Annotated in this window: 13 protein-coding genes; 9 read left to right on the top strand and 4 right to left on the bottom strand. The window is 60.4% G+C overall.

The window, feature by feature from the left end; genetic code table 11:
- Positions 1-31: 31 nt before the first annotated feature.
- From BLU71_RS27425 to BLU71_RS25415, 3 genes are all read right to left on the bottom strand, one after another.
- Entirely contained in the window at positions 32-211 is a 180-nt protein-coding gene (locus tag BLU71_RS27425; protein WP_159245001.1) for a hypothetical protein, read from the bottom strand.
- Between the two features lie 157 nt (positions 212-368).
- Entirely contained in the window at positions 369-1,862 is a 1,494-nt protein-coding gene (locus BLU71_RS25420; RefSeq protein ID WP_024011478.1) for a CoA-acylating methylmalonate-semialdehyde dehydrogenase, read from the bottom strand.
- A 75-nt stretch (positions 1,863-1,937) separates the two neighbouring features.
- Positions 1,938-3,287: an aspartate aminotransferase family protein gene (locus BLU71_RS25415; protein ID WP_042609779.1), complete on the bottom strand. Its 1,350-nt coding sequence runs from the start codon at positions 3,285-3,287 to the stop codon at positions 1,938-1,940.
- Between the two features lie 137 nt (positions 3,288-3,424).
- On the opposite strand from BLU71_RS25415, the gene BLU71_RS25410 reads away from it, so the two are divergent.
- From BLU71_RS25410 to BLU71_RS25380, 7 genes are all read left to right on the top strand, one after another.
- A complete protein-coding gene (locus BLU71_RS25410; RefSeq protein ID WP_083354151.1) occupies positions 3,425-4,345 on the top strand; it encodes a LysR family transcriptional regulator in 921 nt (306 codons plus the stop codon).
- A gap of 140 nt (positions 4,346-4,485) precedes the next feature.
- Positions 4,486-5,874, top strand: a complete 1,389-nt coding sequence (locus tag BLU71_RS25405) for a uracil-xanthine permease family protein (RefSeq protein ID WP_083354150.1) — start codon at positions 4,486-4,488, stop codon at positions 5,872-5,874.
- An 88-nt stretch (positions 5,875-5,962) separates the two neighbouring features.
- Entirely contained in the window at positions 5,963-6,613 is a 651-nt protein-coding gene (locus BLU71_RS25400) for a TetR/AcrR family transcriptional regulator (RefSeq protein WP_024011475.1), read from the top strand.
- 7 nt (positions 6,614-6,620) lie between these two features.
- On the top strand, positions 6,621-7,202 hold the full coding sequence (locus BLU71_RS25395) for an IMPACT family protein (RefSeq protein ID WP_042609776.1): 582 nt from the start codon (positions 6,621-6,623) through the stop codon (positions 7,200-7,202).
- Positions 7,203-7,798: 596 nt separating this feature from the next.
- Entirely contained in the window at positions 7,799-9,346 is a 1,548-nt protein-coding gene (locus BLU71_RS25390) for an ABC transporter ATP-binding protein (RefSeq protein ID WP_083354149.1), read from the top strand.
- Between the two features lie 13 nt (positions 9,347-9,359).
- A complete protein-coding gene (locus BLU71_RS25385; protein WP_083354148.1) occupies positions 9,360-10,466 on the top strand; it encodes an ABC transporter permease in 1,107 nt (368 codons plus the stop codon).
- The gene (locus tag BLU71_RS25380) at positions 10,466-11,392 is read left to right on the top strand and encodes an ABC transporter permease (RefSeq protein ID WP_083354147.1); all 927 of its coding nucleotides are present in this window, start codon (positions 10,466-10,468) and stop codon (positions 11,390-11,392) included. The genes BLU71_RS25385 and BLU71_RS25380 overlap by 1 nt, the downstream gene beginning before the upstream one ends.
- A gap of 91 nt (positions 11,393-11,483) precedes the next feature.
- Here the strand turns inward: BLU71_RS25380 and BLU71_RS25375 are convergent, their stop codons facing one another.
- On the bottom strand, positions 11,484-11,903 hold the full coding sequence (locus BLU71_RS25375) for a hypothetical protein (RefSeq protein WP_083354146.1): 420 nt from the start codon (positions 11,901-11,903) through the stop codon (positions 11,484-11,486).
- Positions 11,904-11,986: 83 nt separating this feature from the next.
- On the opposite strand from BLU71_RS25375, the gene BLU71_RS25370 reads away from it, so the two are divergent.
- Positions 11,987-12,343: a MerR family transcriptional regulator gene (locus BLU71_RS25370; RefSeq protein WP_083354145.1), complete on the top strand. Its 357-nt coding sequence runs from the start codon at positions 11,987-11,989 to the stop codon at positions 12,341-12,343.
- A gap of 19 nt (positions 12,344-12,362) precedes the next feature.
- Complete coding sequence (locus BLU71_RS25365) at positions 12,363-13,049, top strand: SDR family oxidoreductase (RefSeq protein ID WP_083354144.1); 687 nt, start codon at positions 12,363-12,365, stop codon at positions 13,047-13,049.
- The last annotated feature ends 102 nt before the right edge of the window (positions 13,050-13,151 follow it).

Genomic DNA, 13,151 nt, shown 5'->3' with positions numbered 1-13,151 from the left:
AACTTCAACCACTTGCGCTTCCGATCTCTCGTTAGCGGGAGGCGAATTCTACAGCGTTAATCGCTGCTGTCAACACCTCTTTTTCTCCGCTTTCGACCGAGAAGATCGAGCCGTTAAAAGAGCCAAACATCACTGCTCTTTCAACTCCTTCCAGGCTTCGATAATCTGAAGCAAGCCGCTGTCGAAAACCGCATAACTCTTTGAATCTCAAGGAGTTTTCCGTTTCGACTGCGCCGGAAGTGGGGCGAATTATAGACCTCTGGAATTCGCCGTCAACCCCTATTTTCATATTTCTGTCATATCAGTCAAAAAAGCCTTGAAAACGCGAAGGCCGACCTGCGAGGTCGGCCTTCTGCACTTCCAGCTACTTATAAGCTAGGGAATGCAAACTGCGACGCCTCATGGCTCGCACGCTGTGGCCAGCGCTGGGTGATCGCCTTGCGACGAGTGTAGAAGCGTACGCCATCCGGACCATACGCATGCAGGTCGCCAAACAGCGAACGCTTCCAGCCGCCGAAGCTGTGATACGCCACCGGCACCGGCAGCGGTACGTTGACGCCGACCATACCGACTTCGATCTCGTCGCAGAATAGCCGCGCCGCTTCGCCGTCGCGGGTGAAGATGCAGGTGCCGTTGCCGTATTCGTGATCGTTGATCAGTTGCATCGCCTCTTCCAGGCTGTTGACGCGAACGACGCACAGTACCGGTCCGAAGATTTCTTCTTTATAGATGCGCATCTCAGGGGTGACGTTATCGAACAGGCAGCCGCCGAGGAAGAAGCCTTCTTCATGACCGGCTACGCTCAGACCACGACCATCGACCACCAGGGTCGCGCCCGCCGCCACACCGTCGTCCACGTACCCGCTGACCTTGTCACGCGCCTGACCGGTAACCAACGGCCCCATGTCCAGGCCGCACGACGTACCGGCACCGATTTTCAGCGCCTTGATCTGTGGGACCAGTTTCGCCACCAGCGCGTCCGCGACCTGGTCGCCAACACACACGGCTACCGAAATCGCCATGCAGCGTTCGCCGCAGGAGCCGTAAGCCGCGCCCATCAGTGCGCTCACCGCGTTGTCCAGATCGGCGTCCGGCATCAGCACCGCATGGTTCTTCGCACCGCCCAGTGCCTGCACGCGCTTGCCGCGCTTGGTGCCTTCGGCGTAGATGTATTCGGCAATCGGTGTCGAACCGACGAAACTCAGCGCTTTGACTTCCGGCGCTTCGATCAGCGCGTCCACCGCAGTCTTGTCGCCATGGACCACGCTCATCACGCCTTTCGGCAATCCGGCTTCCAGCAGCAGCTGAGCAATCAGCAGCGTCGAGCTTGGATCGCGCTCGGATGGCTTGAGGATGAAGCAGTTGCCGCAGACGATCGCCAGCGGATACATCCACAGCGGCACCATGGCCGGGAAGTTGAACGGAGTGATACCGGCAACAATCCCCAACGGCTGGAAGTCCGACCAGGCGTCGATGTTCGGGCCGACGTTGCGGCTGTACTCGCCCTTGAGGATTTCCGGGGCGGCGCAGGCGAACTCGACGTTCTCGATACCGCGCTTCAATTCACCGGCCGCATCTTCCAGGGTCTTGCCATGCTCTTCGCTGATCAGTTGCGAGATGCGTGCTTCGTTCTGCTCCAGCAGTTGCTTGAAACGGAACATCACTTGCGCGCGCTTGGCCGGTGGCGTGTTGCGCCAGGCGGGGAACGCGGCTTTGGCGGCATCGATGGCTTTCTGAATGGTGGCCTGGCTGGCCAATGGCAGTTTGTGGATCGCCTGGCCGGTCGACGGGTTGAAGACATCCACCGCGCGACCGGTTTCGGTCACCAGTTCGCCATTGATCAAATGCGGGATAACGCTCATCGAACACTCCTGAATTCTGGTCCACGGGCACCCGTAAAGGAGCGCCCGGTTGTGTAGGTATATATAGAAGGAAAATCAGTCGAGCTTGTTCAGCACTTCGCCGACCGCGTCGAACAGACGATCGAGGTCTTGCGGCTTGCTGTTGAAGGTTGGGCCGAACTGCAGGGTGTCGCCGCCGAAGCGTACGTAGAACCCGGCTTTCCACAAGGCCATGCCCGCTTCGAACGGTCGCACGATGGCGTCACCGTCGCGCCCGGCAATCTGGATCGCGCCGGCCAGACCGTAGTTACGGATGTCGATGACGTTCTTCGAGCCTTTCAGGCCATGCAGCGCGTTTTCGAAATGCGGCGCGACTTCGGCGACGCTCTGCACCAGGTTTTCCTTTTGCAGCAGGTCGAGTGCCGCAAGGCCAGCGGCACACGCCACCGGGTGCGCCGAGTAGGTATAGCCGTGAGGGAATTCCACCGCGTATTCCGGCGTCGGCTGGTTCATGAAGGTCTGGTAGATCTCGGAGCTGGCGATCACCGCGCCCATTGGAATCGCGCCATTGGTGACTTGCTTGGCGATGCACATCAGGTCCGGGGTCACGCCGAAGCTGTCGGCGCCGAACATCGAGCCGGTACGACCGAAACCGGTGATCACTTCATCGAACACCAGCAGGATGTTGTGCTGATCGCAGATCTCGCGCAGACGCTTGAGGTAGCCCTGCGGCGGAACCAGTACGCCAGCCGACCCGGCCATCGGCTCAACGAACACCGCAGCAATGTTGGAAGCGTCGTGCAGTTCGATCAACTTCAGCAGTTCATCGGCGAGGGCGATACCGCCCTGCTCCGGCATGCCACGGGAAAAGGCATTGCTCGCCAGCAGTGTGTGCGGCAGGTGATCGACATCCATCATCGCCTGACCGAACAGTTTGCGGTTGCCGTTGACGCCGCCGAGGCTGGTGCCGGCGATATTCACGCCGTGGTAGCCACGGGCACGGCCGATCATTTTGGTCTTGGTCGCCTGACCTTTCAGACGCCAGTAGGCACGGACCATTTTCACCGCAGTGTCGGCGCACTCGGAGCCCGAATCGGTGAAGAACACATGGTTCAAGTTGCCCGGGGTCAGCTCGGTGATCTTCTCAGCCAGCTGGAACGACAACGGATGACCGTACTGGAAACCCGGCGAGTAATCGAGGGTGCCCAGTTGTTTCGAAACGGCTTCCTGAATTTCCTTGCGGGTGTGCCCGGCGCCGCAGGTCCACAGACCGGACAAGGAGTCGTAGATCTTGCGGCCCTTGTCGTCGAACAGCCAGCTGCCTTCAGCGCCGACGATCAGACGCGGGTCGCGCTGAAAGTTGCGGTTGGCGGTGTACGGCATCCAGTGCGCGTCCAGCTTCAGTTGGCTGGCCAGTGGCGACGGCGCGTTTTCAGGCATGTTCATCGGGCAAAACCTCGCAGGGCATAAGCGTCAGAGAGATGGAAAGCGTTGTTGCAGCTAAATTGCCACGGCGATAAAGTCGGTGAAATTCAACTCTTCTAACCTTCAGTTAGATCTTCGCTAAACAAAGAGAACAATAAATGAGCAGCCGCCGCCCCGATCCGCTGGCCCAGGTCAGTGATTTTGATATTCGCCTGCTGCGGATTTTTCGCAGCGTCGTGGAATGTGGCGGCTTCTCAGCAGCGGAAACCGTGCTCGGCATAGGACGCTCGGCGATCAGCCAGCAGATGAGCGATCTGGAACAGCGCCTTGGCCTGCGCTTGTGCCAGCGCGGGCGAGCCGGGTTTTCCCTGACCGAGGAAGGTCGCGAGGTCTATCAGTCGGCACTGCAGCTTTTGAGTGCGCTGGAAAGTTTCCGCACCGAGGTCAACGGCCTGCACCAACACCTGCGGGGTGAATTGATCATTGGCCTGACCGACAACCTCGTCACCCTGCCGCACATGCGCATCACCCACGCCCTCGCGCAACTGAAGGAGCGTGGGCCGGATGTGCAGATCCAGATTCGCATGATTGCGCCAAACGAAGTCGAACAAGGTGTGCTCGACGGACGCTTGCACGTCGGCGTGGTGCCGCAGGCCAGTGCGCTGTCGGGACTGGAATATCAGCCGTTGTACAGCGAGCGTTCGCTGCTGTATTGCGCGGTGGGGCATCCGCTGTTTTATGTCGACGATAAACAGCTCGAGGATCAACGTCTCGACAGCCAGGACGCGATTGCGCCGACCTTCCGGTTGCCAGCAGAAATTCAGGCGCATTATCAGGCGCTCAATTGCACCGCCAGTGCGTCGGATCGAGAGGGCATGGCGTTTTTGATTCTGACCGGGCGCTATATCGGTTATCTGCCGGATCACTACGCCAGCCTTTGGGTGCAGCAAGGGCGGTTGCGCGCGCTCAAGGCCGGCACGCGGTTTTATGATTTGAGTCTGGCATCGGTCACGCGCAAGGGGCGGCGCCCTCATTTGGTGCTGGAAAGCTTTTTGGAGAGTCTGGCGGCTACGCGTTGATAGGGACCGCAACATTGGTGAAGTACAGCAAGATCAAGGAATCGCAGCCTTCGGCAGCTCCTACAGAGAGAATAAGTTGAGCAAGTGGACAGCTTTTTGCAGAGCAGGATCAAATCCGATCCTTGAAGAAGCCCAGCGCCATGCAGCCAGATTCCGATTCGTCCAGTGAACTGATCTACGGCCTCAACGACCGTCCCAAACCACTCGCCGCGATCCTCGCCGCGTTGCAGCACGTGCTGGCCAGTTTCGTCGGTATCATCACCCCGCCGCTGGTCATCGGCTCGGCGCTCGGGCTGACGGCGCATCTGCCGTATCTGATCAGCATGGCGCTGATGGTTTCGGGTGTCGGCACCTTTATCCAGGCGCGGCGGCCATTCGGCATTGGCGCGGGGATGATCTGCCTGCAAGGCACCAGTTTCGCTTTTCTCGGCGCGGTGCTGTCCGCCGGGTTTCTGGTCAAGCAACGCGGCGGCAGCCCTGAAGATATTCTGGCGATGATTTTCGGCGTGTGCTTTTTCGGCGCGATCGTACAAATCGTGCTCAGCCGTTTCATCGGCCAGTTGCGCCGAGTGGTGACCCCCCTGGTGACCGGTATTGTGATCACGCTGATCGGCATCAGCCTGATCAAGGTCGGCATTACCGATCTGGGTGGCGGCTTCAATGCGCCGGACTTCGGCGCGCCGGGCAATCTCGCCCTGGGCGTATTTGTGCTGCTGACGATCATTCTGCTCAACCGCTCGAATACGCCGTGGGTAAGGCTGTCGGCGATCATCATCGGACTGGTGCTCGGCAGTCTAGCGGCTTGGTTGAGTGGGAATTTGCTGCCGCAGCCATTGCCTGACTTGCCGCTGGTGAGTTTTCCTACGCCGTTCAAGTTCGGATTCAACTTCGACTGGACAGCTTTCCTGCCGGTCGCGCTGATTTATCTGATCAGCACCCTCGAAACCGTCGGTGACCTCACCGCCAATTGCATGCTCGCCCGCCAGCCCATCAGCGGCCCTTCTTATATAAGTCGCCTGCGTGGCGGCGTGCTCGGTGACGGTGTGAGCTGCATGATCGCGGCGACCTTCAGCGCGTTCCCCAACACGACCTTCGCCCAGAACAACGGTGTGATTCAGCTGACGGGCGTCGCCAGCCGCTACGTCGGCCTGTACATCGGCGCGATCCTGTTCTGCCTCGGCCTGTTCCCGATGATCGGCGCGGTGCTGCAACAGATACCGAAACCGGTGCTGGGCGGTGCGACGCTGGTGATGTTCGGCGCGGTGGCGGCGGCGGGCGTGCGCATTCTCGCGCAGTCGCCGCTGGACCGGCGCAGCATGCTGATCATCGCCACTTCGTTCGGCGTTGGCCTCGGCATCGCTGCGCAACCGAACCTGCTGCACCTGCTGCCGAAACTGGTGCAGAACCTGTTCGACTCGGCGATCACCAGCGGCGGGCTGACGGCAATCTTCCTGTGTCTGCTGTTGCCGGAAGGCAAAACTGCGGCGGCCAAAAGCCCCGCGCCATTGAACAAGATCGAACAGGCGTAACTGTTTTTCCGCGCAAGGACTTGTCGGATGCCTGTGGGTGCGCTATCAACGCAACTGATTGCACCCACAGACAATCCCGGAAGTGCCTATGACCTTTGAAGTCCCAGCCCACGGCGGCAAACCCGCCAGCCGCATTCGTCAGAAGAACGAAGAGACCATTCTCAAAGCCGCCGAGGACGAGTTCGCCCGTCACGGGTTCAAAGGCACCAGCATGAACACCATCGCGCAGAATGCCGGATTGCCCAAGGCCAACCTGCATTACTACTTCACCAACAAACTCGGTTTGTATGTGGCGGTGCTGAGCAACATCATCGAGTTGTGGGACAGCACCTTCAACACCCTTACCGCCGAGGATGATCCGGCCGAAGCGCTGACCCGCTACATCCGCGCGAAGATGGAATTCTCCCGACGCCAGCCCCAGGCCTCGCGGATATTCGCCATGGAAGTGATCAGTGGCGGCGAATGCCTGAGTGAATATTTCAATCAGGATTACCGCGCTTGGTTCACCGGGCGCGCAGCGGTGTTTCAGGCGTGGATCGATGCAGGCAAAATGGACCCGGTCGATCCGGTGCATCTGATCTTCCTGCTGTGGGGCAGCACTCAGCACTATGCCGACTTCGCCACGCAGATCTGCCGGGTCACCGGGCGCAGCAAGTTGACCAAGCAGGACATGGAAGACGCCGGCAACAACCTGATCCGCATCATTCTCAAAGGCTGCGGCCTCACTCCTTCTCTATAAGACGTTTATGCCTTTCACCCTCAGCGGTCTTTGCGAGTACCGCGAAGAGATTCGCAAAAGCCGCTTCATCACCCTGGCGACGCCGATCGGCAGCCCCGCCGACGCGCAGGCATTTTTCGAGCAGCACAGCGATTTGAACGCCACGCACAATTGCTGGGCGTGGAAACTCGGGGCGCAGTATCGCAGCACTGACGACGGCGAACCGGGCGGCACCGCCGGGCGCCCTATTCTGGCAGCGATCGAAGCCCAGGACTGCGATCAGGTCGCAGTCCTGGTGATCCGCTGGTACGGCGGCATCCAATTGGGCACTGGCGGCCTGGCCCGAGCCTATGGCGGCGGCGCTAACAAGTGCCTGCAAGCGGCGGAAAAAGTCGAATTGATCAGCCGCGTGCCCCTGTGCTGCGCCTGCGGATTTGCCGAACTGGCACTGGTGAAGTTGCGCGTGGCGGATCTGGGTGGGTTGGTGGTGGAGGAAAACTTTACCGCCAATGGCGTTGAGTTGAAGTTGGCGGTGGGTGAGGCGCAGATTGAATTGCTGCAGAGCCAGTTGGCTGATCTGAGTCGTGGGCGGATTCTGTTGCAGCGTTGAGAAGATCAAAAGATCGCAGCCTTCGGCAGCTCCTACGGGGGTCTCGCATTCCAACTGTAGGAGCTGCCGAAGGCTGCGATCTTTTAGGGCATTCCCCAATTGGCAAGTTGCCCACACCTGCTGTGCACCCGACTGTGGATAACCTGAGTACATACCGCTGTAACCCTTCTGTCACGCGGCTTTGCGCGATTTGTTCACTTTTCGTTCAATTGATCCGACGAAACGGAAATCCAGCGTAAAAACAAACAGTTACCGTCGTTTATCACCATTAGAAGAAAGCAGTGCAGTGCTTATGCCCGGCCTCAACGCTTGCGCACAATTACTGTGGAGCAACCTGTGGATAAGCCGTTCATGACCGCCGCAGGCGCTGGATTGGCCTAGCCCCTGGGCAATTGCTCGTTTTTTAACCAACCTGACGCGAGCAAAACTGGAGCCTGATCAACGGCTTTGCGCTGAATTGGTGCCTCGGAGCATGTCAAAAAGAGCGCCGATGCGCTGTCATCGGTGCCTGCGGGCGGATGCGCAAAGCGTTCCTGACTCAATGGCCAGGAAATTGCTTTATCCACAGGCACAACTCCAAGTCAGTCGAGTCTGCCATGTCCATCGCCCCTTCCCCACCGCGCCTGCAACTGCGCCAGATCAGCAAACGCTACCCCGGTTGCCTGGCCAACGATGCCATCGACCTGAGCATCGCGCCGGGTGAAATCCATGCCCTGCTCGGGGAAAACGGCGCGGGCAAAAGTACGTTGATGAAGATCATTTACGGTGTCACCCAGTGCGATAGTGGTGAAATGCTCTGGCAGGGTCAGCGCGTGCAGATCCGCAATCCGGCGCAGGCGCGGCAGTTAGGCATCGGCATGGTGTTCCAGCATTTCTCGCTGTTCGAAACCCTCAGCGTCGCGCAGAACATTGCCTTGGCGATGGGCGCGGCGGCGGGCACGCCCAGGCAACTGGAACCGAAGATTCGCGAAGTATCACGGCGTTATGGCATGGCGCTGGAACCGGAGCGACTTGTCCACAGCCTGTCGATTGGCGAGCGGCAGCGGGTAGAAATCATTCGTTGCCTGATGCAGGACATCCGCCTGTTGATTCTCGATGAGCCGACCTCGGTGCTGACGCCGCAAGAGGCTGACGAATTGTTCATCACCCTGCGTCGCCTGGCCGCCGAGGGCTGCAGCATTCTGTTTATCAGCCACAAGCTCGGTGAAGTGCGCGCCTTGTGCCACAACGCCACGGTGCTGCGCGGCGGTCGGGTTGCCGGACATTGCCTGCCGGCCGAATGTTCGGATCAGCAACTGGCGCAACTGATGGTCGGCGAAGCGGCGGCGTTGATTGGCGAGTATCCGAAGGTCAGCGGTGGCGCGACTTTTCTACAGGTTGACGGGTTGAGTTGGCACAATCCGGACCCGTTTGGTTGCTCGCTGCACGACATCGACTTGCAAGTACGCAGCGGCGAAATCGTCGGCATCGCCGGGGTCGCGGGCAATGGACAGGACGAGTTGCTCGCCCTGCTCAGCGGCGAACAGCCCATGCCTCGTGCGCAAGCGGCGACCATTCGCTTCGCTGAGCGCAACGTCGCTGACGTGCGCCCGGATGCGCGGCGCAAACTGGGCCTGGCCTTCGTCCCCGCCGACCGACTCGGCCACGGCGCGGTGCCGGAGTTGAGTCTGGCCGATAACGCCCTGCTCAGTGCTTTCCAGCAAGGCCTGGTCAGCCACGGGCTGATTCAACGCGGCAAAGTCGAAGCCCTCGCGCAACAGATCATCCAGCGTTTCGGCGTTAAAACTCCAGGCACGCAAACCGCCGCGCGCAGCCTCTCCGGCGGCAACCTGCAGAAATTCATCCTTGGTCGGGAGATCCTTCAGCAGCCGAAATTACTGATCGCCGCGCACCCGACCTGGGGCGTCGACGTCGGCGCCGCCGCGACCATTCATCGCGCCTTGATCGCCCTGCGCGATGCCGGCGCGGCGATCCTGGTGATTTCCGAAGACCTCGATGAACTGTTCCAGATCAGCGATCGCCTCGGCGCGCTGTGCAGCGGGCGTCTGTCGGCGCTGCAAGACACCTGCGCGACACAACTGAGCGATGTCGGCGCGTGGATGGCTGGCCAGTTCGATCACTCACCTTGCGCCGCCTCGGTTTAACGGAGTTTCAACCATGCTGCTTTCTCTCGAACCCCGTGGTCAGCAATCGCGCCTGATGCTGTGGTGCTCGCCGTTATTGGCGGCGGTGCTGACTCTCGGCTGCGGCTCGCTGTTGTTCATCGCGCTGGGCCACGAACCACTGCAAACCTTGCACACGCTGCTGATTGCACCGCTCAGCGATCTGTATGGCGTGTCCGAATTACTGGTCAAGGCGCTGCCGATTCTGCTCTGCGCACTGGGACTGGCCGTGGCCTATCAGGCGCGTATCTGGAACATCGGCGCCGAAGGCCAATTGCTCCTCGGCGCGCTGGCCGGCAGTGCGGTGGCGGTGAACATTATCGATGTGCAAAGTCGTTGGGCGCTGGTGCTGATTCTGCTGACCGGCACCTTTGCCGGTGCCGCATGGGCCGGGCTTACCGCGTGGCTGCGCACACGCTTCAACGCCAACGAAATCCTCACCAGCATCATGCTCAATTACATCGCATTGAACCTGCTGCTGTTCTGCGTACATGGTCCGCTCAAGGATCCGGCGGGCTTCAATTTCCCCGAGTCGGCGATGTTCGGCGACGCCAGTCGTTTGCCGCTGCTGCTGGAGGACGGGCGGGTTCATGCCGGGGTGTATTTCGCCCTGCTCGCGCTGGTCGCGGTGTGGGTGTTGCTGCAGAAAAGCTTTATCGGTTTCCAGATCAAAGTGCTCGGTCTGGACAAGCGTGCGGCAGGCTTCGTCGGCTTTCGCGAGAAGCGCCTGATCTGGCTGGCGCTGTTGATCAGCGGCGGGCTGGCGGGGCTCGCCGGGGTTTGCGAAGTCACCGGGCCGATCGGCCAACTGGTGCCGCAGGTGTCGCCGGGTTATGGCTACGCGGCGATCACCGTGGCGTTTCTCGGGCGCCTCAATCCGCTCGGCATTCTGTGCTCGAGCCTGCTGATGGCACTGCTGTACATCGGCGGCGAGAGCGCGCAGATGTCGCTCAATCTGCCGCAGGCAATCACCCAGTTGTTCCAGGGCATGATGCTGTTTTTCCTGCTCGCCTGTGACGTGCTGATTCTCTATCGGCCACGCCTGAATCTGCGCTGGACCCGGCGCGCCTCGACCCCTGCCGTAACCGCCGGAGCGCTGTGATGGACATCGATCTGTTGAGCAATATTTTCTACGCCATGGTCCGCTGCGGCACGCCGCTGCTGCTGGTGGCACTGGGTGAATTGATCTGCGAGAAGAGCGGCGTCCTCAATCTGGGTCAGGAAGGCATGATGCTGTTTGGCGCGGTGATCGGATTCATCGTCGCGCTGAACAGCGGCAACCTGTGGCTCGGCGTGCTGTTGGCGATGTTGGCCGGGATGTTGTTGTCGTCACTGTTTGCTCTGGTCGCGCTGGTGTTCAACGCCAATCAGGTGGCGACCGGGTTGGCTTTGACGATTTTCGGTGTGGGCCTGTCGACGTTTGTCGGCGCGGCCTGGGTCGGTAAACCGCTGGCGGGTTTCGAGCCTTTGCCGATTCCGTATTTGAGTGAGATTCCGCTGATCGGGCGGATGCTGTTTGCTCAGGACTTGCTGGTGTATCTGTCGTTCGCGCTGTTTGCGCTGGTGGCGTGGGTGATCATCAAAAGTCGTGTCGGGCTGATCATTCAAGCGGTCGGTGAGAACCCCGATGCAGCGAGTGCGATGGGCTTGCCGGTGCTGACCGTGCGCACGTTGGCGGTGTTGTTTGGCGGAGCCATGGCCGGGCTGGCCGGGGCGTATCTGTCGCTGGCCTACACCCCGATGTGGGCCGAAAACATGACCGCCGGACGCGGCTGGATCGCCCTGGCGCTGGTGGTATTTGCCAGTTGGCGAGTCTGGCGTTTGTTGCTCGGGGCGTATCTGTTCGGCCTCGCCAGCATCCTGCACCTGGTGGCACAGGGGTTGGGGCTGGCGATTCCGTCGAGCCTGCTGGCGATGCTGCCGTATGTGGCGACGATTGTGGTGCTGGTGTTGTTGTCCCGCGATGCCGTGCGCACACGGTTGTATGCGCCGGTTTCGTTGGGGCAGCCTTGGCAGGCGGGGCATTAGGCATACACAGGAACTGTGGCGAGGGAGCTTGCTCCCGCTGGGGCGCGTAGCGGCCCTCAACAGTGAGCCTGAACGATCTCGCACTCAGGCTTTACGGCTGCTGCGCAGCCGAGCGGGAGCAAGCTCCCTCGCCACATAAAGGGAGTGCCTGAACCACACCCCACGCCAGTTCAAAGACAAGAAAAACCACAAGAATCGAACTGGCCCCATGCAACAGGGCATACCCCTGCCACGCCGCAAACAGAAACCTCGCCACGGCGTCGTAGCGCCCGTACAGCGCCTGCGGATCACGGATTCGCAGCACCGCCCAAACGCACACCACCGAGCCCAACAGATTCGCCATCAACATATGCAGCGGTTCGAATGCGGGCAGTTCGCCCGGCCAGTTCAGTGCCGTCAGCAACTGATGCACCAGCGCAAAACTCCACGGCGTGACAAACGCTGCCGTGACGATCAGGTCATACCAGGCGCTGCCGCGCACCACGTTGCGATATTGCGTTGCCGTCCACATCGTTCCAGCTCCAAAAATTCAAGGAGCACGCACGGTAAAGCCTGGGGTATGCTCCAGGGTCAATACATCCTTTGAGATCCAGCATGCGCATCGGTGAATTAGCCCGGGCCAGCGCCGTCAGTCGTGACACCTTGCGCTTCTACGAGCAGCGCGGGCTGATCGCGGCACAACGCAGCGCCAACGGCTATCGCGACTATCCGCCGGAGATGCTGCAACTGGTGCTCTATATCAAAACCGCGCAACGCCTTGGCTTTAGCTTGGGCGAGATCGGCAACAGTGTCGCCGCCCTCTGGCATGCCCCCGACCCGGGAAATGCCGTGGCGCAATTGCTGCGCGACAAACTGCAATTGATTGAAACCCGCATGAGCGAACTCGACACCCTGCGCCAGGAGCTGAAACTCCGGCTCGGTCAGGCGTGTCCATTGAATCCTGAACGCTGACTTTCAAGGAAACCCCATCATGTCTCAGGCAAAAAACGCACTGATCATCGGCGCCTCTCGTGGCTTGGGCCTCGGGCTGGTGAAGACGTTGCTGGGCGACGGCTGGCAAGTAACCGCCACCGTGCGCAATCCGCAGAAGGCCGAGGCGCTGCAAGCGCTGGGTGATGTGCGCATCGAGAAGCTCGACATGGACGATCAGCAAGCGGTGATCGCCCTGAGCCAGAAGCTCAAGGGCGAAACCTTCGATCTGTTGTTCGTCAACGCCGGGGTCAAAGGCCCGGACGTGCAGACCCCGGGCGGCGCGACCCTGGCCGAGGTCGGCCAGCTGTTTTTCACCAACGCAGTGGCGCCGATCAATCTGGCTCAGCGCTTCGTCGGGCAGATCCGCGACGGCAGCGGCGTGCTGGCGTTCATGAGTTCGGTGCTGGGCAGCGTGACCATGCCCGACGCGCCGGAACTGGCGCTGTACAAGGCCAGCAAGGCAGCTCTCAATTCGATGACCAACAGTTTCGTCACGCAACTGGGCGAGCAGAAACTCACCGTGCTGTCGCTGCACCCGGGATGGGTGAAGACCGACATGGGCGGCGAAGGCGCCGATCTCGATGTCGAGACCAGCACACGCGGGCTGATCGATCAGGTCAATGCGTTTACCGGCAAGGGCGGGCATCACTTCGTCAATTACAAGGGTGAAACCATTCTCTGGTAAACATACAAATCCCTGTAGGAGCTGCCGAAGGCTGCGATCTTTTGATTTTGTTTTTAAGATCAAAAGATCGCAGCCTTCGGCAGCTCCTACAGGGGTTGTGTA

Source organism: Pseudomonas moraviensis (assembly GCF_900105805.1).
Taxonomy (GTDB): Bacteria; Pseudomonadota; Gammaproteobacteria; order Pseudomonadales; family Pseudomonadaceae; genus Aquipseudomonas; species Aquipseudomonas moraviensis_A.
Note: the sequence above shows the minus strand (reverse complement) of the source record. Positions and strands in the feature narration are given on the sequence as shown.